The organism is Actinoplanes sp. NPDC051851, from assembly GCF_040681165.1.
Classification (GTDB): Bacteria; Actinomycetota; Actinomycetes; order Mycobacteriales; family Micromonosporaceae; genus Actinoplanes.
Genome location: NZ_JBFAYF010000011.1, coordinates 89,900 through 109,477, shown reverse-complemented (window position 1 = coordinate 109,477; position 19,578 = coordinate 89,900). Strand labels below are relative to the sequence as shown.

Sequence of the window (19,578 nt, the reverse complement as noted above, 5' to 3'; positions counted from 1 at the left end):
ACTCCCTTCAACCGAGCCAGGCCGGACCGAGTGCAGCGACCACCGGCGCTAGGAGCCGGTGAGCCGTGGAGGTGTCCAGCAGATCGCGTACCACCAGCGCCTGAACGGCGCCGGAGAGCATGTTCCAGACCCCGCCGGCCCGGTCGGCCAGCGAGATCTCGGCGGTGTCCACCGCCTGCACCAGCAGCATCTGTGCCGCCGCCGCGGTGCGGACCCGGTCCGACAGGTACGCCGCCCAGGACGCGGAGTGCACCGCGGGCGACCACCCGGCCGTGTTGCGCCGGGCGTCGTCGGCGGCCGTGGCCACCCGTTGCCGGTCCTCCGGCCGCAGCGTGCGCAGCTTGTCGAGGAGCGCGGAGACCGTGTAGTGGTGCGGTCCGAGATCGATCGGCGCGGTGGCGGGCAGCTTACGGACCGCGGCCACCCAGCCCGCGCCGAGTTTGCGACGGGACTCCTCGTCCAGCACCTCGCGCAGGTAGCTGGCCACGGCCGCGTCGCAGAGCAGCGCGGTCGCCCCGGCCGCCTCCTCGGTCTGCCGGGCGGCCCGTCCGGTGCCCTCCCAGGTCCACGCCATCACGTCGTAGCGCAGGCAGGTGAGCAGCGCGTCCACCGATCCGATCGGCGCCCGCTCGACCAATGCGAGGTTTCCGGCCGGGTCGTCCTTCGCCATGCCCTTGAGGTTCGGCATCCGGCGGGCGGCGCTCTCCACCTCGACCCAGAGCGGGCCCCGGACGTCTTCGTCCGGGAGCCGCTCGGCGAGCACGGTGAGGTCCTCCCGCTGGAGCCGAAGGGCGCGCAGCACCACCTCGGCCGCGGCCGGCCCGCCGGCCAGGCGGGTCAGGTCGAAGCCCAGTACGGGGGCGCTGACCAGGCTGTACATCAGGTGGTGGCGCGGTAAGTGTCGACGGCCTGATTGACGTCGAGAGCCAGCATCAACCGCCCGTCGAGCTTGAACGTGCCGACCACCAGCTCGCGGGTGGGCCCGCTGAGCGTGTCCGGTGGCGGCTCGAACCGCTCGTCGTCCAGGTCGACCACCTCGCCGATCTTGTCGACCAGCAGGCTGACCGGCTCGCCGTCGCCCCGCAGGATGACGTTCATGACCGGGCCCTGGAGCGCCTGGCGCGCGAGGCCGAGCTGCACCCGCAGGTCGACCGCCGCGATCACCTGGCCCCGCAGGTTGAAGAGGCCGCCCACCGCCGGGGGCGCCAGCGGCACCGGGGTGTATTCGTTGTACGAGAGCACCTCCTGGACGGTGTGCACCTCGACCCCGAAGAGCTGCCCGTCCACCTCGAAGGTGGCGAACTGCCGACTCGCCATGTCAGGCCTCCACCAGCATGTCGTCGACCTCGTCGTTGTAGAAGTTCGGGTCCGCGGCGAGGATCGCCCGGCGCACGTCGAGCAGCTCGGTGACCCGTTGCTGGATCACCGCGGTGCCGACCAGGCCGTCCTCGTCGGCGTCCCGGCGCGCGGTCGTCGAGTTCTCCGCGATGTCCACGATCCGGTCGACCACCAGCGCCACGCTCCGGCCGCCCTCGCTGTAGACGACCACCGAGACGGTGTCCCCCTCCAGCTCCTCGCCGTACGCCCCGAGCAGGTGGGAGAGCCGGACCAGGGGCAGGATCTGCCCGCGGTACTGCACCACCTCGCGGGAGCCGGCGTGTTCGAGGCGGTCCCGGGGGAACTCCTCGAGGCGGGTCACGGTGTCCAGCGGGATCGCCACCCGGCGCTCGCCGACCGCGGTGACCAGCAGGCGCTCCGTACCGCCGCCGCCCGTCGTGGGCTTCTCGACGAGGTTCTCCCGCTCCGAGTCGACGGCCAGGTGCGACCGGCGGGCCAGCGAGGAGACGTCCAGGATCAGGCCCACCTTGCCGTCGCCGAGGATGGTGGCGCCGGCGTACATCCCGATGTCCTTGAGCCGGGAGTTGAGCGCCTTGACCACGACCTCCTCGGTGTTCAGCACCCGGTCCACGACCAGGCCGAACCGCCGGCCGTCGGCCTGCAGCACCATGATGTAGACGCCCTGGTCACCACCGACGTCGAAGCCGAGCGCCCGGTCCAGCCGGACCAGCGGGAGCAACTTGCCGCGCAGGCGGTAGACGGGCGCGCCGGAGGCGTACTCGACCTTGGTGGTCTTGCCGTCGATGAAGACCAGTTCGAGGACGGCCACCTGGGGTACGACGTACCGCTGATCGCCGCAGTCGACGGTGAGCGCCTGGATGATGGCGAGCGTCAGCGGGATGGTGAGCCGCCAGACGGTGCCCTCACCCGGCGTCGAGTCGACGCTGACCGCGCCGCCGATGTTCTCGATGTTGGTCTTCACCACGTCCATGCCGACGCCGCGCCCGGAGACGTTGGTGACCTTCGCCGCGGTGGAGAAGCCGGGCTGGAAGACCATCGCCATGATGTCGCGCTTGTCCATGTTCGGCACCTGCTCCGCCCGGAGCAGCCCGTTCTCCACGGCCTTCTGCGCGATCCGCTCGACGTTCAGGCCGGCGCCGTCGTCCGCGACCTCGACCGCGACGTGCCCACCCTCGTGGTACGCGCGCAGGGTCAGCGTGCCGATCGGCCCCTTGCCGCTGGCGGCCCGGCGTTCCGGGTCCTCGATGCCGTGGTCCACCGCGTTGCGGACCAGGTGGGTCAGCGGGTCCTTGACCGCCTCCAGCAGGCTCCGGTCGAGCTCGGTCTCCTTGCCCTGCATGACCAGCTCGACCTGCTTGCCGAGCGAGTTGCTCAGGTCCCGGACGACTCGGGGCAGCTTGGACCAGATGTGCTCGATGGGCTGCATCCGGGTCTTCATGATGCCCTCTTGCAGCTCACTGGTGATCATGCCGAGCCGCTGGGCGCTGCGGACCAGGCCGGAGTCACCGATCTCCATCACGCCCCGGACCAGCTGGTTCCGGGCGAGCACCAGCTCGCCGACCATGTTCAGCAGGGTGTCCAGCAGGTCGACGTCGACACGGATCGCGCTGTCCGCGATGCTCCGCTTCGGGGCCTGGGACTGCAGCGCCTCGCTGACCGCGGCCGGCTGCGCCTTGCCCTCGTCGAGCAGGATCGTGCCGAGCTTGCGCTCGTCGCCCTCGATCTGCTGCTGGAGCGCCGAACTGACGTCGGTGGTCTGCGCCGCGCCGGCGTCGACCAGGATCTGGCCGAGCGGCTGGCGCTGCTCGGCGACCGGCTCCGGCGCCGGGCGGACGGCCACCGGCTCCGCCTCGACGGTCACCGGCGTCTCCGCGGCCTCGGTGGCCTCCGCGGCGGGTGCGGCCGGAGCCGCTGCCGGGGCGGCCGCGGCACCGTCCGACGGCGCGTCCATCTGCGCCTTGATCCGTACGATCATGCTGTCGATGTCGACCTCGTCCTCACTGCCCTTCTCCTCGATGGAGGAGAGCAGCGAACGGACGCCGTCGATACAGAGCAGCAGTACGGTGATCGTCTCCGGTGTGACCGGCTGGACGCCGTCCCGGAGGCGGGAGAGCAGCGATTCACCGGCGTGGGCCAGCTTCTCCAGGCGGGAGAACGCGAGGAACCCACTGGTGCCCTTGATCGTGTGGATCGCCCGGAAGATACGGGAGATCAGGTCACGCGACCCCGGTTCCTGTTCGAGGCTGACGAGGTCCCGGTCGATCTGGTCCAGGTTCTCGTGGGACTCCATCAGGAATTCGCCGACGATCTCGCCAAGGTCTTCCACGTCAACTCCTCCTGCTGCTCGGCTTCACAGCCCTCATCGACCCCTGCGGGCACCAACTGAGAAGATCGCCCGGTACGCCGGAATCAGCCCTCTCCGCCGGGTCGGCGGTAGCGGTATCCGAAACCACGCACGGACTCGATGGGCGATTCGTCCGGATCGGACCAGCCCAGCTTGCGACGCAGCCGCAGCACGGCGAACTTGACCCGTTCCTGGCCGATACCGGTCGGGTCGTCCCACGCCTGGGTCAGCAGCTGGTTCGGGGAGAGCACCGCGCCGGCGTGCCGCACCAGCGCGTTGAGCAGGCGGAACTCGGTCGGTGTGAGCCGCTTCTCCTCGCCCTTGACGTACACCCGGCGCTTGGTCGGGTCGAGGTGCACCAGCCCGTCGTCGTAGATCTGGCTCGCCCAACTGCTCTGCCCGTTGGACGAGCGGCGCAGCAGCGCCTCGACCCGGGCCAGCAACTCGTTGTTCGCGAACGGCTTGGTGAGGTAGTCGTCGGCGCCGCCGCGCAGGCCGCGCACCTTCTCCGCCTCCTGGCCGTGCGCGGTCAGGACCAGCACCGGCACGTCCGAGACGTCCCGCAGCCGCTCCAGCACCTGCCACCCGTCCATCTCCGGCAGGCCGACGTCGAGCACCACCAGGTCGGGGTGCTCGGCGTACGCCTCCTTCAGCCCCGAACGGCCGTCGGCCGCGTGCGCCACCTCGTAGCCGGCGCGGCTGAACAGCAATCGCAGAGCGAGTGCGATGTCCGGATCGTCCTCGACCACGAGTAGGCGACTCATCGTTTACTCACCCTGCCCCCAACCCGTGCTCGCACCCGTATTCGGGCACGGCCGTTTCCCCGGGCACGCTCGTGCGCACCGGGAAATCGGTGTCCTACCTGGCACCGTCCGCGCGACCGCGAACGGGGGAAATTCAAAGGCGCAAAAACACCATAGCGTGATGTCATCGCCTATTTACGGACAGTGAAAGTCTAGCTGCCCAGCCCCTCTGGGCAGGGCGGATCGATAAGGATCCGGCCGCGAGCGCTCAACGCCCGAAAATTCGCCCTCCGGCCGGGCGACCCTTCAGACTGCCATTCCGCGTAGGCCTTTTCGCCCGTTCCGAGAAAATTGTGACACGACACGTACAACAGGGTCCGATATCCCTGTTGGACGATTCGCAGCACGAAAGTGACCGGGAGGCACCCGTGTTAGAAAAGGTGGCACGCCGCGTGGTCCTGCTCGCGGCTACACCCGCCCTGCTCGCCCTGCCCACCGCGGTACTGGGCCAGGGACCGGCGGTACCCGTACGCCCGGCCGAGGTCCTACCCACCGAGACGGCGACGACACCACCGGGTGACTCCCTCACCACGACGCCCACCGCGCCGGTGACCCCGGAGCCGGACACCGAGGCGGAGACCGAGAAGGCCTCCACCAAGACGCTGACCCGCCAGATGGTCCGGCTGACCAACCACGAGCGGAAGGCCGCCGGCTGTCCCAAGGTGAGCGTGGACCACGAGCTCAACGTCGCCTCGACGGAGCAGAGCTACTACATGGCCCGGACCCGGCTCTTCAGCCACGTCTGGCGGGACGGCTCCACCTTCGTCACCCGTACCCAGCGGGCCGGGTACCGTGCACCCGCCGGGGAGAACATCGCCTGGGGATACCCGACCGCCAAGCAGGTGGTGGAGGCATGGATGAACAGCCCGGGGCACCGGGCCAACATCCTCAACTGCGCGGCCCGCTCGATCGGCGCCGCCATCACGTACGCCGCGGACGGCACTCCTTATTACACGCAGGTGTTCGGGTACCGCTGAACCGGTTCTCCGCACCGCCCGTGACCGGTGCTCGCAGCTCCTGCGCACCGGCCGTGGCCGGCGTTCACAGCTCGCAGTTGACCAGCACCGGCTCCGGGTGCAGCTCGACGCCGAAGCGCTCCCGGACCCCGTCCCGGATCACCCGGGCCAGGTCCAGCAGCGCCGTGGTGGTCCCGGCGCCGCGGTTGGTCAGCGCGAGCGTGTGCTTGGTGGAGATGGAGACCCCGGCGCCGGCGAAGCCCTTCGGGAAGCCGGCGTGCTCGATCAGCCAGGCCGCCGGGATCTTCACCGTGCCGTCCGGAGCGGGCCAGTGCGGGATCTCCTCACGCGCGGCCAGCTCGGCGAAGCTCCCGGCGGAGACCACCGGGTTGGTGAAGAAGGAGCCGACCGACCAGGTGTCCCGGTCCTCCGGGTCGAGCACCATGCCCTTGCCGGCCCGCAGCTTCAGCACGGTGTCCCGGGCCTGGCCGAGCGGGACCCGGTCGCCGGCCTCGACACCCAGCTGCCGGGCGAGCTCGGCGTAGCGGATCGGCGCGGAGTCCGGCGAGACCTCCAGCCGGAAGTCGACCGAGAGCACCAGGAACCGGTCGTTGTGCTTGAACACGCTGGCGCGATACCCGAACGCGCACTCCGGCGGCGTCATCGCGCGCACCTCGCCGGCCTCCCGGTCGTACGCGTGCACCGCCACGATGGTGTGCGCGACCTCCTGGCCGTAGGCGCCGACGTTCTGGATGGGAGTCGCCCCCGCCGACCCGGGGATCCCGGACAGGCACTCCACGCCGGACCATCCCCGGCCCACGGCGTACGCCACGAAGGAATCCCAGCGCTCGCCGGACGCGACCCGGACCACCACCCGGTCCTCATCCTCCTCGACCACCTCGAACCCGCTGGTGCGCAGCACCAGCACGTCGCCGGGGAAGCCCTCGTCGCCGATCACCACGTTGCTGCCACCGGCCAGGACGAGCAGCGGGCGATCACTCTCGGACGCCGCCCGCACCGCGGCGACGGCTTCGTCCGAGTGGACCGCCGTCGTCAGCGTGCCGGCCGGCCCGCCGAGGCGTAGCGTCGTGTACGCCGCCAGAGAAAGATCCGGAGACGGGTATGTGTCAGTCGAATGATCGGCGTATGCGTCGGGCACAGCAATCACCCTAAGCTCAGCACTGCGGAGCTTCATGGGCGGTCCGGCCGAGCGGGAGACGACTGCGATGAACAGGTTGCACGCGACGAAGGACTTCTGGCTAGCGGCGCTGCGCGCCGACGGGCCCGCGCTCTGGGACGCCGTCTCCGAGACCGGCCCGGACACGCCGGTGGCCTCCTGCCCGGAATGGACCACCGCCGATCTGGCCGGGCACGTGACCGCGATGCTCGGCTGGGTCCGCGCCTCGGTGACCCGGGGCACGACCGAGCACCCGGCCGAACGCCCGGCCGATCCCGAGCCGGCCGGCGAGTGGACCGAGACCCTGGACCACCTGCGGCGCGAGCTGACCGGCACGATCGAGACGCTGGAGGCGCTCGACCCGGACATCCCGGCGTGGAACTGGGCGCCGCAGCCGAAGCGGGCCGGGTTCTGGCACCGGCGGATGGCCCACGAGATCTCGGTGCACCGCTGGGACACGGAGAACGCGGCCGGCCGGGCCACCCCGATCGAGACCAAGCTGGCCGCCGACGGGGTGAGCGAGATCCTGGACACCTGGCTTCCGGCCGGCCGGCGCCTCGGCCCGACCGACCTGCACGGCGTGGTGCACCTGGTCGGCACGGACGCGGCACACGAGTGGTTCGTCCGTCTTCGCGGTCCGGGCATCGCGCTGCTGGACACCGGCACGATCCTGGACACCGACGACCACCACGCCCGCGCCAAGGCCACCGGCACCGCCAGCGACCTGCAACTCGCCCTGATGGGCCGCAAACGCTTCGATCAGCTCGCCCTCACCGGCGACCCCCGATTGGTGCAGTCGCTCCGCACCGGTTGAAAGCTTCCAACGTATGACAGCCGTATGACGGTTCCGCTTACGAGATGAACCGGTTAAGTTCAGGGGAGCCATATAGAGAACGAGTCATGCAGACAGGAAGCGGTGAAGACATGACGGCAACCGTCACGTCCACGTCGGCTCAGCCGGCGCGTGCGGGGATCACCTTTCCCGACGGCTTCGTCTGGGGTGCGGCCACGGCCTCGTACCAGATCGAGGGCGCGGCACGGGAGGACGGTCGCGGCCCGTCCATCTGGGACACCTTCAGCCGTACGCCGGGAAAGGTCTTCGCCGGTCACACCGGCGACGTCGCGTGCGACCACTACCACCGGTACGCCGAGGACGTGGCGCTCATGGCCGAGCTGGGCCTGGCGTCGTACCGGTACTCGGTCTCCTGGTCCCGGATCCGCCCGGACGGCACCGGCCCGGTGAACACCCGCGGCCTGGACTTCTACGACCGGCTCACCGACGAACTGCTCGGGAAGGGCATCGACCCGGTCGTCACGCTCTACCACTGGGATCTCCCGCAGACCCTGGAGGACCAGGGTGGCTGGCCGGCCCGGAGCACCGCCGAGGCTTTCGCCGAGTACGCCGAGGTCGTCTACCGCCGCCTCGGGGACCGGGTCGCCACCTGGACCACGCTGAACGAGCCGTGGTGCTCGGCGTACCTCGGGTACGGGTCGGGGATCCACGCGCCGGGCGTACAGAACCCGGTCTCCGCCTTCCGGGCCGTCCACCACCTGCTGCTCGGCCACGGCCTGGCGGCGCGGGCGCTGCGCGCGGCCGGCGCGAAGAGCGTCAGCATCACGCTGAACCCGTGCGAGGTCTCCCCGCTGGACCCGGCGAACACCGCCGACCAGGCCGCCGCCCGGCTCATCGACGGCGTGGCCAACCGGATCTTCTACGACCCGCTGCTGCTCGGCCGATACCCCGCGGACGTGCTGGAGCACATCGCCCGGTTCACCGACCTGGACTACATCCGGGACGGCGACCTGGAGGTCGTCAACGCCCCGATCGACGTGCTCGGGATCAACTTCTACACCCCGGCGTACGTCTCGGCGCAGCCCGGCCGGCCCGGCGCGCTGGACTACCCGGGCAGCGAGGGGGTCGCGTTCCGTCCGCCGGTCGGCCCGGTCACCGACATGAACTGGCAGATCGAGCCGGCCAGTCTGACCCGGCTGCTGACCCGCATCCACCGGGACTACCCGGGCACCCCCATGATGATCACCGAGAACGGGGCCGCGTACCCGGGCGGCACCGCGGACCAGCCGCGCATCGACTACGTCGACGGCCACCTGCGCGCCTGCCACGACGCGCTGGCCGCCGGAGTCGACCTGCGGGGATACTTCCTCTGGTCGCTGATGGACAACTTCGAATGGGCCGAGGGGTACGCGAAGCGCTTCGGTATCGTGCACGTCGACTACACGACCCAGCAGCGTGTGCTCAAGGACAGCGCGAAGTGGTACCGAGAGGTGATCCGGCGTAACGGCCTGGAGTGAACGACGGGAGCGGGCTCTGTGACGACGCGGGAACGGCCGACCCTGGAGGCAGTGGCCCGGCGTGCCGGGGTCTCCCGCGCCACCGTCTCCCGCGTCGTCAACGGCTCCACCACCGTCGCCGCGGGCATCCGTGACGCGGTCAACCGGGCCGTCGAGGAGCTCGGCTACGTGCCGAACCAGGCGGCCCGGAGCCTGGTCACCCAGCGGACCGACTCGATCGCACTGATCCTGCCGGAGACCACGAACCGGGTCTTCTCCGACGACCTCTTCTTCCCGGCGATCATCCGGGGCGTCGGCGCCGAACTGGAGACCGCCGACAAGCAACTGGTCCTGATGATGGCCGGCTCCGAGGCCGGTCACCACCGGGTGGAGCGGTACGCCGTCGCCGGCCACGTCGACGGCGTCATGTTCGCCTCGATCCACGGCGCCGACCCGCTCCCCGGTGCGCTGGCCCGCCGCGGCATCCCGGTGATCTGCAGCGGCCGGCCGATGACCGCCGAGCCCCCGGTGCCGTACGTGGACGTCGACCACGCCGGTGGGGTGGCCGCCGCGGTCCGCCACCTGATCGCCACCGGCCGCAGCCGGATCGCCACCATCGCCGGGCCGCCCGACATGGTGGCCGGCATCGAGCGCTTGGCCGGATACCGCGACGCGCTCGCCGAGGCCGGGCTGCCCACCCTGGTCGCGGCCGGCGACTTCACCCGCGAGTCCGGCATCGCCGCGATGCGCTCGCTGCTCGCCTCCGACCCGTCGCTGGACGCCGTCTTCGCCGCCTCCGACCTGATGGCGCACGGCGCGCTGCTCGCCCTGCGCGAGGCCGGCCGCCACGTGCCGTCCGACGTCGCGGTCATCGGCTTCGACGACTTCGACATCAGCCGCTACAGCGATCCGCCGCTGACCACGGTCCGCCAGCCGATCGACGAGATCGGCCGCACCCTGGCGCGCCAGATGCTCCTCCGGATCGCCGGCGACACCACACCGCCCGACGCCGTGGTCCTCCCCACCGAGCTGATCGTCCGCGACTCCGCCTGACCACGCACCCTCCCGCACCGGCCACGCGACCTCCGTACCCACTCCCGCAGTGCCGCGCGTCCCGATTCCGGCTGGTTCTGAGGGGTGCCTCGGGAGCCCGAGGCACCCCTCAGAACCAGCCAGGACCGGGACCGCGCTACGGCCGCGAACGAGCGGCTGGATCGCGCGGCTGGATCGCGCGGGCACGGGAGCGGGCGGGTTACAGGGAGGGGGTCGTGGTGATGGCGATCGGGTGGCCCAGGGTGCGGCGGGAGAGCAGGGTGGCGCCGGCGATCGCGGCGGGCATCAGGAAGACGGCGCCGAGCGGGATCAGGAAGGCGACGAAGACCGCGGCGCCGAAACCCAGGGTCAGCGGCACGTTCTTGGCGAGGACGACCCGGCGGTGACGGAGGCGCTGACCGCGGCGCTGGAACGGGACGCCGGTGAGCTCCAGGGCGAGCAGCCACCCGCCGATCGCGCCGGCCAGCACCGGGATCACGGTCTGGCCGACCACCGGGAGGAAGCCGAGCAGGAAGAGCGGGATGCCGACCAGGACCGAGATGCCGAGCAGCCGGACCGCGTCGGCGAGACTGCGGCGCAGGGCCGACCAGAAACCCACCTCGACGGCGTCCGGCACGCCGCCGAACCGGTCCTCGACCAGCTCGGAGATGCGCTCGTAGAACGGGTCGCCGATCAGCAGGGTGACCGCGGTGAAGGAGAGGATGCCCAGGAGTACGGCGAGACCCAGCACCCCGGCCCCGGCCAGGAACTCCATCGTGTCCCGCCAGAACGTGGACCAGTCGTCGGCGAAGGACGTGACCCAGCCGGAGATGTCCGGCAGGAAGCGGATCAGGACGACCAGCGCGATCGTGTAGAGCACGCCGGCGAGCAGGGCCGGCAGCAGCCCGAGGAGGAGCAGCCGTGGACTGCTCATGACGATACCGAGGCCACGGCCGAGGAGACCGGCCCCGGTGACGAACTGACGAACCGCGGCCACCGGCCGATTCGGATCTTCCTTCACGACCCGGGAGCTTAGCCCGCGCCTCCTAATCCGGCCGGGGCCGCGGCATCGCCGGGAGCACGCCCGAGGGCACGGGCTAGGACCCGGACGCCGCCGGTGAGGGGGTGCGGGTGGTCTCGCTCGCGGACGGCGACGGATCGGGCTCGGAGGGCTCCCCGGAACCGGTGGGCACCGGGTCCGGCGGGCCGTCCACGAAGGTCGGCGTCGGCACCGGCGGGTTGTCCAGCAACGGCGGCGGGGACGCGACCCCGGCCGGATCAGGAGGCGCGGTGGTCGCGGCGGTGGTGGCGGACACCGGCGGCCGGCTGGTGGCCGGCGCCGCTGTCGTGGTGGTCGCCGTGGTGGTGGCGGGTACGGGCCGGGCCGGCCGGTTCGCGTTCCCGTCGTCGTGGGACGAGGCGCTCCGGGCCGGCGCGACCCCGAGGCCGTCGCTGCCGCCGGTCCCGCCCGTGTCGGCCGCGACCGTACGCGGTGCCGGGGCGCCCAGTGCCCAGCCGACCGCGATAGCGAGCGGCAGCCCCAGGAGGACCACACCGACAAAGACGGATTTAGGGGACAAGCGCACGTCTGAAAATCGCTCTGAAGCCGGAAAAGTTACGGCTATCCGGACATAACAGCATTAAAACCCGGGACAGCCGCAGGGCAGCCAGGCCCGGCGGGTGCGTGTCAGGTGTTCAGGAAGCCAGAGATCCGGGCACGCAGTTCGCTGCGGTTGTTCCAGAGCACCGCGGGGCGGTCGTACATCTGGAGGTCGGCGCCGAGGAGACCGGCCAGCCGCGTGGCCCACTCCGCCGGGTGGACCTCGTCGCCCTCGCAGCCGATCACCAGCGCGCGGCCCCGGAACGCCCGCAGCGCGGACAGGTCGGCGACCGCGGGCGCGGTCCAGAGCGTCTCGATCTCGCTCGCCAGGCCGTCCCGGGACAGCTGCTCGACCCGCTGGCGCAGGTAGCTCCAGCCGGCCGGGGTGTTGCGTACCGACGGGGGCAGCTCCGCCTCGACCGCCTCGGCGATCACCGCGGCCTCCCGGGACTCGACGGCGGCGAGCAGGTGCTCGATGCGGCGGACGGCGGCGGGCGGGCGATGGCCGTCCAGCGGGGCGGGGAGGTAGAGCACCACCCGTTCGAAGCGGTCCGGCGTGTCGGCGAGGAGACGGCAGAGCGCGCCCGCGCCCATGCTGACGCCGAGTGCCCGGGTCGCGCCGGACAGGTCGGCGACGCCGCGCAGGTCGCTCGCCAGGTCGGCGAAGGACCACGGGCCGGGCGGGATGTCCGATCCGCCGTGGCCCCGGAAGTGGAAGAAGACCCGGCGGCCGGTGATGGCGCTGCCGAACGGGCGCGTCCCGGCGATGTCACCGGCCAGGCCGTGCGCGAAGACCGTCACCGGGCTTCCCATGCCGGTGGTGATCTGTTCCAGTCGTACCCCGGAAGCAAGGGAGACGATCTCGGTGGCCGGAGCCGGCAACGTGGGGCGACCCGACTGCGGCCTGGTCCGATCGACGCGCTGCAGGCGCGGCCCGCCGTCCGGAGGCGGTGGCCCGAAGCGAGACCTCACCAGGGGCCTTTGCCGCCCGCGATGTCCTTCAGCCCGGGGCGCACGTCCAGCAGATAGATCATCGCGGCGGCGATGCCGGCCAGGCTGAACAGGTTGAACGGCGAGGAGGTGATCGCGGTGAGCACCATCAGCACGGCCAGGATGCCGGCCCAGGCGCCCTTGGGCAGGGTGCCCAGCGCGGAGAAGCCGGCGCCGCGCTGCGTCAGGCAATGGATGAGTGCCGCCACCTGGATCGCCAACGAGAAGATCTTGACGGCCAGCATGATGTAGACGACGACGGTGGCGTAGAAGATCGGCGCGGAGTAGGCCATGGGAAGAGTCTATGCCGCGGGCCCCGGGGACGCCGGGGCCCGCTGATCATGTCGGATTACTCGGCGGGCTTCTCGGCCGGCTTGGCCCGCTTGCGCGGCTTCGGCGCGGCCTCGACGGCCTTCGGCTCCTCGATCGCCGGCTCGACGGCCGCGACCTGCTCGGTGGCCTCGATGTCGGCGTTGACCACGTCGGCGGCCTCGACCACACCGCCGCCGACGACCTTCTCGCCGCGGGCGACCAGGTCGTGGTAGACGGCGACCGCGCGCTCCTGGGCCACCTGCGCGAACGCGACGGCGGCGGTGGCGGCGTTGGTGCGGAGCGCGTCGAAGTCCGTGGTGGCGGCCTTCTCCTTCAGATCGGTGGCCTGGCCGTTGGCGGCGCGCAGCGAGGCGGCGGCACGGTCGCTCAGCTCGGTCACCACGGCGGGCAGCTTGCGCAGCTGCTGGTACGCCAGGTCACCGGCGCCGGCGGCGGCGTACAGCGGGGTCGGGATCTTGGTCTTGGTCTGCTCGGTCACTTGTCGTCCTCCTCGGGCTCGGGGGCGGGCGGGGCGTTCCGCACGTTCTCGTTGCGGAACGTCTCGTAGATCTGCGTCAGGGACTGCTTCTGCGCGATCGTGAGCTCCGGGTCGACCGCGATGGCGGCCAGCACGCCCTGCTGGCCCTCGCCATCGAGCAGTCCGGCCCGCAGATACATCGCGGGCGTCGACACACGCAAGGCGCTGGCGATCTGTTGCAGCACCTCGGCGCTCGGCTTTCGCAGGCCGCGCTCCACCTGACTGAGGTAGGGGTTGCTCACCCCCGCCCTGTCGGCGAGCTGCCGGAGCGAGATCTTCGCGGTCTGCCGCAGATCACGGATGAACGATCCGATGTCCGGCGGCAGGTCCTTCGGCGTGGCCATGCATTCGAAGCTAACCCCGAGTGCTAGCTCTTGCAAGCAAAATGCTTGCAAGAGCTAGCGTGAACCGAGTCACCCCTGAATTACCGCGCGCACTTCCCCTACGGGTACGCCGCCACCGAGCACCACCTCGTCCAACGCCGGCGTGCTCACCCCGAGCCGGCGCAGCGCCGCGAGCAGCACCGGGTACCGGGCCCGCGCCGCGCCGTCGGAGATCTTCACGGCCACCCCGCCCACACCCGGCATCGCGGCCGCGACCACGCCGTCCGCGCCCCGCTTCACCAGCAGCCCGGGCACCGCGCGCATCAGCACGGTGTCCTCCGACCCGGTGCCCGCGACCAGGTCGGGACGGGCCCGCATCGCGTCGGCGACCCGGCGCTCCGGGGTGCCCGGCTCGCTCTCGACCAGCCGGAGGAAGGCGCGGGCCAGGGCGTACGGGGAGATCGCCAGCACCGGGGCGCCGCAGCCGTCCACGCCGGTGGCCGCGATCGGCTCACCGGCGAGATCGCTCACCGTGTCGGCGAGGGCCAGCTGCAGGGGGTGCTTCGGATCGAGGTACGACTCCGGGTCCCACCCATTGACGAGGCAGGTGGCGAGCATCCCGGCGTGCTTGCCCGAGCAGTTCATCAGGACCGGCTCCGGCTCGCCCCCGTGGCGCAGATGGGCGTTCCGGGCGGCCTCCCCCATCGGCAGGTCGGCCGGGCAGCGCAGCGCGGCGGCATCGAGGCCCGCCGCGGCCAGCATCGAGAGGACTCGTTCCACGTGGAACGGTTCCCCGTCGTGACTGGCACTGATCATCGCGAGATCGTCCTCGGCGGCCGGGACCAGCCCGCTGCGGAGCATGCCGACCACCTGGAACGGCTTGTTCGACGAGCGGGGGAAGATCGGGTCGTTCTCCGTGGGCGGCGGTCCGGGGGCGACCGCGACCACGCCGTGGTGGACGCTCTCCACGAACCCGGAGCGGATGACTTCGGCGACGACGGTCACGGGTGTGGCACCCCCAGCAGGTCGCGCGCTTGCGACGGGGTCAGCGGGGCGCGCTGGGCGAGCTGGGCGAAGCCGACCGCGCGGGCCACCAGCTGCATGTTCGACTCGACCGGGCGGCCCTTGGCGTACGTGATGGTGTCCTCCATGCCGACCCGCAGGTGCCCACCGGCGGCGAGCGACGCCAGCATCACCGGGAGGGTGCTCCGGCCGATCCCGGTCGCCGAGAACGTGGTGCCCTGGGGGAGATCGCGGATCGCCTGTTCGCAGGCGACCAGCGCGGCGGCGGTGCCGGGCATCCCGCCGGGCACGCCCATCACCAGGTCGACGTGCACATGCCCGCCGAACGGCAGACCGTGTTTGTTCAGCAGCCGCTGCAGGCTGGCCAGCTGACCCAGATCGAAGATCTCATACTCCGGTACGATCCCGCGCTCCTGCATCCGGGTGTGCAGATCGACGATGAAGTCCCACCGGTTCAGGAAGACGTCGTCTCCGAAGTTGACCGTCCCCATCGTGCAGGACGCCATCTCCGGCCCGGCGTCCAGCACGGCCAGCCGATCGGCCTCCGGATCGGTCACCGCCCCGCCCGAGGAGAGCTGAACGATCAGCCCGGTGGCCTCGCGCAGCGCCGCGACGGTCGCCCGCAGCCGCCCCTGGTCGAGGGTCGGCCGGGCGTCGGCGTCCCGGATGTGCACGTGAACGATCGAGGCACCCAGCGCCTCACACTCTTTCGCGGTGGTCACCAGCTCATCCAGGGTCACTGGAAGCGCCGGCACGTCCGCCTTGCCGCTCTCCGCGCCGGTCGGGGCGACGGTGATCAAGGTCCCGGTCATGCGGGCCATGATTCCACGTCCACCCACTGATCACCCTCGCTCCGGGAGGCCGCTCCCGCCGGCCCGGGGCTGCCGGCGTGTGGAGTGTCAGGCGAAGCCGAGCAGGGAGAGCAGACGCGGCGTCCACGGGGAGCGGGGCCGGGCCACCCCGTCCAGCGACGTCACCTCGGCCAGGCCGCGCAGCGACGACGCCAGCCAGATCGCGTCGGCGCCGGCCAGCTCCGGCAGCGTGACCATCCGGTACGACGGGGACAACCCCACCGAGGGCGCGACCGAGAGCAGGTGGCGGGCGGTGATGCCGTCCAGGATGCCCGCCTCCTCGGGTGGCACCGTGCAGAGCGCGCCGCCCGACAACCAGACGATCGATGAGGTCGGGCCCTCCAGGACGTACCCCTCGATCGAGAGCCAGACCACGTCCTCGGCCTGATGGCGCGCCGCCCAGCGCCGCGCCGCGAGATTGCTCGCGTAGGAGAGTGACTTGGCCGCCGAGAGGGACCACGGCGGTCGCCGCCCGGCCGACACGCCGAGATCGGCGCTGAGTACGCGGATTCCCTCCCGGCGTTCGCGGAGCACCGGCTCCGGGATCGGCGAGACCGTGTGGTGCACGAGATGGCGGGTGTAGAAGATCCGTAACGCCGCCTCCCGCCCGGATGAGTCCGATAGATCCGGTAACTCGCGCGGCGGAAGGTCGAGGAGCGCCGCGGAACGGGACAGTCTCTCCAGATGGGCGGCGAGCAACCACGGACCCGACGGGCGCAGGTGCAACGTCTCGAAGACCCCGTCACCGAGCAGGTCCGAGGGAGATACCAGGATCCGGTCCGTCATCAACTCGAAACTACCGAACTATGCTCGTGGGGTGTCCGCCACTTCGCTCGCCGCCATGCTCCGTGAGCGTGGCCTGCGGCTCACCCCGCAACGACAGCTGATCCTGGAAGCGGTGCACGAGCTGGGCCACGCGACCCCCGAGTCGGTGCACAACGCGGTCCGAGAACGTGTCGCCGGAGTCAACATCACCACGGTCTACCGGACCCTGGAGCTTCTCGAGGAGCTCGGTCTGGTCAACCACACCCACCTGTCGCACGGCTCGCCGACCTACCACGCGGCCGGCGAGGACCAGCATGTGCACCTGGTCTGCCGATCGTGCGGCTCGATCGACGAGATGGACCCGGCGGTGCTGCGGCCGGTCACCGAGCAGCTCCTGCGGGAACGTGACTTCCGGGTCGACGTCGGGCACGTCTCCCTCTTCGGCGTCTGCGGCAAGTGCAAGGAGTCTGAGTAATCATGGGTGACCGCAAGGAGTCCGAGTGACCGTCGTGATGGTCGAGGACCTCGATCAGAAGTCCCCCGACGCCGGTGTCCCCGCCCACCTGGGCGACCCGATGCGCGAGCAGCGCCTGCTGGAGACCGCGGTCGGCCTGGTCGACCGGTCGAACCGGGACGTGCTCGCGGTGCCGGGCGAGGAGCGGGCGAGCTGGCTGCACACGCTGACCACGCAGCACCTCTCGGCCCTGAGCGCCGACGAGGGCAGCGAGCTGATGGTCCTCTCGCCGCACGGGCACGTCGAGCACCACGCGTACGTCACCGAGGACGGCACCACCGCCTGGCTGGACACCGAGCCCGGCGCCGGCCCGGCCCTGCTGAGGTACCTCGAGATGATGCGCTTCTTCACCAGGGTGGAGCCGCGCGACGCGACGTCCGAGATCGCGGTGCTCTCCCTGGTCGGCCCGGGTGCCGCCGCTCTCTTCCCGGGCCTGGCGGCCCCCCGGGTGGGCGAGTTGCCGGGTCCCAAGTTCGCCGCCGGGTCGGTGCCTCCCGAGGCCACCTCGGCTTATCCGGTACGCGCATTCGAGGGCGGTCTCGCGCGCCGCGTGCCCCTCGGTGTGGACCTGCTGATCCCCCGGTCCGCGAAGGCCGCCGTGATCGAGAAGCTGGGCGTGCCGCAGGCGGGCCTCTGGGCGTACGAGGCGATCCGGGTCGCGCACCGCATCCCGCGCCTGGGCCACGAGACCGATCACAGGACCATCCCGGCCGAGGCGGGTTTCATGGCCGCTGCCGTGCACCTGGACAAGGGCTGTTACCGGGGTCAGGAGACGGTCGCCCGGGTGCACCACCTGGGCCGCCCGCCCCGCCGCCTGGTCCTGCTGCACCTGGACGGCATCGCCACCGACCACCCGCCGGCCCAGGGCACCCCGATCGAGCTGGACGGCCGCACGGTCGGTTTCGTCGGCACCGCGGTCCGCCACCACGAGCTGGGCCTGGTCGCGCTCGGCGTCCTCAAGCGCAACGTCGCCGACGACGCCCGCCTCACGGTGGGCGAGTCCGCCGCCGCGATCGACGCCTGACCCACCCACCGCGGGTGAAGTTAGGGCGCCCTCCCCACCCGAACGGCGCGAGAAGGGCGGCGCGTGCACTCGATCGGCACGAGAGGGCGGCGCGTGCACTCGATCCGCACGAGAGGGCCTGCGGGCGCACCCGAACGGCGCGAGAAGGGCGACAGGCGCACCCGGTCAAGCGCGAGAACGGGCGGTAGGCGCACACGATCCGCGAACGTGTGCTCGGACAGCCGTCATAGGGGCGCCAGAACGACTCGATCAGCGATCGTGTGATCCCGCCGCCCCGGCCGGGCGGGATCGTGAGCCCGGACCGCCCGTGGCGCGCCCGCCGAACGAAACCCGCCCAGCGCCCGAATCCCCACGCGCGCCGAATTCCCACACGCGCCGAATTCCCACACGCCCCGATTCCCACACGCGCCGAATCCCACGCGCGGTGGGGACGGCGAGCGTGTGTGACGTTGACGGGCGGAGAACGCTCGAACCTCACACACGCGGAAGAGCACGCGGACAGCGCCGGGGTCAGCCGCCGATGCGCAGCAGGCGGGCCGACATGTGCGGGATCAGCTCGCCGTTGTCGATGGAGATCTCGTGGGCGTACAGCAGCGCGCCCTCGACCACCCCGAACAGCCGGTGCCCGCCGGTCACGTGCAGGCCCGACGGGGTGTACGCCACCGCGTCCGTGCCCATCTCCAGCCGGGTGGTGGCGGCCTCGCCCAGGTAGAGCTCGGCGACCCCGTCCGGGCGGATCATGGTGGCCTCCATCTCGTCGCCGGGACGGCCGTCGATCAGGACCGGGCGCCAGAAACCCGTCTCGGTCAGCGCCTGCCCGAGCGGCTTCGACTCGTCGTCGAGCAGCCACGCGCGGGAGTCGTACCGCAGGAAGTCCCGGCCGTCGTGGCTGATCCGGATCTCCTGGGCGAAGTTGTAGTCCTCCTCCGCCGGGAAGCCGCCCTGGCCACGCCCGCGCCACAGGCCGACGAACGGCAGCAGGCCGAGCAGCGACGGGTGCAGGTCCGGACCGACCCGCAGGTCGTGAGTGTCCTCATAGGGGTAGGCATCCACCGGCGGGGCGTTCAGCCAGGGCGGCGGTCCCAGTGGGTTCTCCGTCTCGCCGCTCACCAGCGCCCCCTCGAAATACGCATCGCCAGATAACCCAAACCGCCCGCCAGCGCGCCCATCCCGGCGACCAGCAGGCTCACGAACCCGATCTCCGTAACCATGACGCGCCCATCTTATGCTGACCGCTATGGCACGTTTGCTGGTCGTCAAGGCCACCGCCGGAGCGGACGCCCCCGAGCGCTGCTCGCAGGCCTTCACCGTGGCGAGTACCGCGGCCGTCTCCGGGGTGGACGTCTCGTTCTGGCTGACCGGGGAGTCCACCTGGTTCGCGCTGCCGGGCCGGGCCGCCGAGTTCGAGCTGCCGCACGCCGCTCCCCTGCCCGACCTGCTCGACGCCCTGATCGACGCGGGCAGGGTGACCGCCTGCACCCAGTGCGCGGCCCGCCGGGGCATCGGTCCGGACGACGTCCTGCCGGGCATCCGGATCGCCGGCGCCGCGGTCTTCGTCGAGGAGATCATGTCCGACGGGGCCCAGGCCCTCGTCTACTGACGCTCAGACCCGGCAGGGACGGCAGGGACGGCAGGGACGGCAGGGACGGCAGGGACGGCAGGACACCGCACGGCGGGA

At 71.4% G+C, this 19,578-nt stretch carries 22 protein-coding genes and 1 pseudogene; 7 read left to right on the top strand and 16 right to left on the bottom strand.

The window, feature by feature from the left end:
- Positions 1–7: 7 nt before the first annotated feature.
- The 4 genes from AB0M08_RS14065 to AB0M08_RS14050 form a co-directional block, all read right to left on the bottom strand.
- Positions 8–880 carry a hypothetical protein gene (locus AB0M08_RS14065; RefSeq protein WP_364492495.1) on the bottom strand — a complete coding sequence of 291 codons (873 nt, stop codon included), beginning with the start codon at positions 878–880 and terminating at the stop codon, positions 8–10.
- The gene (locus AB0M08_RS14060; protein ID WP_364492494.1) at positions 880–1,317 is read right to left on the bottom strand and encodes a chemotaxis protein CheW; all 438 of its coding nucleotides are present in this window, start codon (positions 1,315–1,317) and stop codon (positions 880–882) included. The genes AB0M08_RS14065 and AB0M08_RS14060 overlap by 1 nt, the downstream gene beginning before the upstream one ends.
- A 1-nt stretch (position 1,318) precedes the next feature.
- Positions 1,319–3,685, bottom strand: a complete 2,367-nt coding sequence (locus tag AB0M08_RS14055; RefSeq protein WP_364492493.1) for a chemotaxis protein CheW — start codon at positions 3,683–3,685, stop codon at positions 1,319–1,321.
- Positions 3,686–3,768: 83 nt separating this feature from the next.
- Complete coding sequence (locus AB0M08_RS14050) at positions 3,769–4,467, bottom strand: response regulator transcription factor (protein ID WP_364492492.1); 699 nt, start codon at positions 4,465–4,467, stop codon at positions 3,769–3,771.
- A 407-nt stretch (positions 4,468–4,874) separates the two neighbouring features.
- Between AB0M08_RS14050 and AB0M08_RS14045 the strand changes: the two genes are divergently transcribed.
- Positions 4,875–5,483, top strand: coding sequence for a CAP domain-containing protein (locus AB0M08_RS14045; RefSeq protein WP_364492491.1), 609 nt, complete (start codon positions 4,875–4,877; stop codon positions 5,481–5,483).
- Between the two features lie 64 nt (positions 5,484–5,547).
- Here the strand turns inward: AB0M08_RS14045 and AB0M08_RS14040 are convergent, their stop codons facing one another.
- Positions 5,548–6,657: a UDP-N-acetylmuramate dehydrogenase gene (locus AB0M08_RS14040; RefSeq protein ID WP_364492490.1), complete on the bottom strand. Its 1,110-nt coding sequence runs from the start codon at positions 6,655–6,657 to the stop codon at positions 5,548–5,550.
- Between the two features lie 31 nt (positions 6,658–6,688).
- Between AB0M08_RS14040 and AB0M08_RS14035 the strand changes: the two genes are divergently transcribed.
- The 3 genes from AB0M08_RS14035 to AB0M08_RS14025 all read left to right on the top strand — a co-directional run bounded on the left by AB0M08_RS14035 (position 6,689) and on the right by AB0M08_RS14025 (position 9,981).
- Positions 6,689–7,453 (top strand): maleylpyruvate isomerase family mycothiol-dependent enzyme, encoded by a 765-nt coding sequence (locus AB0M08_RS14035; protein WP_364492489.1) that lies wholly within the window; start codon positions 6,689–6,691, stop codon positions 7,451–7,453.
- Between the two features lie 110 nt (positions 7,454–7,563).
- Entirely contained in the window at positions 7,564–8,949 is a 1,386-nt protein-coding gene (locus AB0M08_RS14030) for a GH1 family beta-glucosidase (RefSeq protein WP_364492488.1), read from the top strand.
- Between the two features lie 18 nt (positions 8,950–8,967).
- Positions 8,968–9,981, top strand: coding sequence for a LacI family DNA-binding transcriptional regulator (locus tag AB0M08_RS14025; RefSeq protein ID WP_364492487.1), 1,014 nt, complete (start codon positions 8,968–8,970; stop codon positions 9,979–9,981).
- A 199-nt stretch (positions 9,982–10,180) separates the two neighbouring features.
- On the opposite strand, the gene AB0M08_RS14020 is transcribed toward AB0M08_RS14025, so the two are convergent.
- The 9 genes and pseudogenes from AB0M08_RS14020 to AB0M08_RS13980 all read right to left on the bottom strand — a co-directional run bounded on the left by AB0M08_RS14020 (position 10,181) and on the right by AB0M08_RS13980 (position 16,383).
- Positions 10,181–10,957, bottom strand: coding sequence for an EI24 domain-containing protein (locus AB0M08_RS14020; RefSeq protein WP_364492576.1), 777 nt, complete (start codon positions 10,955–10,957; stop codon positions 10,181–10,183).
- Between the two features lie 100 nt (positions 10,958–11,057).
- Positions 11,058–11,513, bottom strand: a complete 456-nt coding sequence (locus AB0M08_RS14015) for a hypothetical protein (RefSeq protein ID WP_364492486.1) — start codon at positions 11,511–11,513, stop codon at positions 11,058–11,060.
- 134 nt (positions 11,514–11,647) lie between these two features.
- Positions 11,648–12,532 (bottom strand): alpha/beta hydrolase, encoded by an 885-nt coding sequence (locus AB0M08_RS14010; protein ID WP_364492485.1) that lies wholly within the window; start codon positions 12,530–12,532, stop codon positions 11,648–11,650.
- The gene (locus tag AB0M08_RS14005) at positions 12,529–12,843 is read right to left on the bottom strand and encodes a DUF2516 family protein (RefSeq protein WP_364492484.1); all 315 of its coding nucleotides are present in this window, start codon (positions 12,841–12,843) and stop codon (positions 12,529–12,531) included. The genes AB0M08_RS14010 and AB0M08_RS14005 overlap by 4 nt, the downstream gene beginning before the upstream one ends.
- A gap of 56 nt (positions 12,844–12,899) precedes the next feature.
- On the bottom strand, positions 12,900–13,361 hold the full coding sequence (locus AB0M08_RS14000) for a hypothetical protein (RefSeq protein WP_364492483.1): 462 nt from the start codon (positions 13,359–13,361) through the stop codon (positions 12,900–12,902).
- Positions 13,362–13,405: 44 nt separating this feature from the next.
- Positions 13,406–13,744 (bottom strand): annotated as a pseudogene (locus AB0M08_RS13995) (helix-turn-helix transcriptional regulator); the annotation flags it as partial.
- A 69-nt stretch (positions 13,745–13,813) separates the two neighbouring features.
- Positions 13,814–14,728 (bottom strand): asparaginase, encoded by a 915-nt coding sequence (locus AB0M08_RS13990; protein WP_364492482.1) that lies wholly within the window; start codon positions 14,726–14,728, stop codon positions 13,814–13,816.
- Positions 14,725–15,558 carry a 3-keto-5-aminohexanoate cleavage protein gene (locus AB0M08_RS13985; protein ID WP_364492481.1) on the bottom strand — a complete coding sequence of 278 codons (834 nt, stop codon included), beginning with the start codon at positions 15,556–15,558 and terminating at the stop codon, positions 14,725–14,727. Before AB0M08_RS13985 ends, AB0M08_RS13990 begins: the two co-directional genes overlap by 4 nt.
- Before the next feature lie 87 nt (positions 15,559–15,645).
- Positions 15,646–16,383, bottom strand: a complete 738-nt coding sequence (locus AB0M08_RS13980) for an aminotransferase class IV (protein ID WP_364492480.1) — start codon at positions 16,381–16,383, stop codon at positions 15,646–15,648.
- A 31-nt stretch (positions 16,384–16,414) separates the two neighbouring features.
- Here AB0M08_RS13980 and AB0M08_RS13975 point away from each other — a divergent pair, with 31 nt between their 5' ends.
- Together AB0M08_RS13975 and AB0M08_RS13970 are read left to right on the top strand one after the other, a co-directional pair.
- The gene (locus tag AB0M08_RS13975; protein WP_364492479.1) at positions 16,415–16,837 is read left to right on the top strand and encodes a Fur family transcriptional regulator; all 423 of its coding nucleotides are present in this window, start codon (positions 16,415–16,417) and stop codon (positions 16,835–16,837) included.
- A gap of 37 nt (positions 16,838–16,874) precedes the next feature.
- The gene (locus AB0M08_RS13970) at positions 16,875–17,900 is read left to right on the top strand and encodes a folate-binding protein (RefSeq protein ID WP_364492574.1); all 1,026 of its coding nucleotides are present in this window, start codon (positions 16,875–16,877) and stop codon (positions 17,898–17,900) included.
- Between the two features lie 510 nt (positions 17,901–18,410).
- On the opposite strand, the gene AB0M08_RS13965 is transcribed toward AB0M08_RS13970, so the two are convergent.
- On the bottom strand, positions 18,411–19,010 hold the full coding sequence (locus AB0M08_RS13965; protein WP_364492478.1) for an FABP family protein: 600 nt from the start codon (positions 19,008–19,010) through the stop codon (positions 18,411–18,413).
- Entirely contained in the window at positions 19,007–19,111 is a 105-nt protein-coding gene (gene mtfM / locus AB0M08_RS13960) for a small membrane protein MtfM (protein WP_364492477.1), read from the bottom strand. The genes AB0M08_RS13965 and mtfM overlap by 4 nt, the downstream gene beginning before the upstream one ends.
- Positions 19,112–19,125: 14 nt before the next feature.
- On the opposite strand from mtfM, the gene AB0M08_RS13955 reads away from it, so the two are divergent.
- Positions 19,126–19,500, top strand: a complete 375-nt coding sequence (locus AB0M08_RS13955; RefSeq protein WP_364492476.1) for a DsrE family protein — start codon at positions 19,126–19,128, stop codon at positions 19,498–19,500.
- The last annotated feature ends 78 nt before the right edge of the window (positions 19,501–19,578 follow it).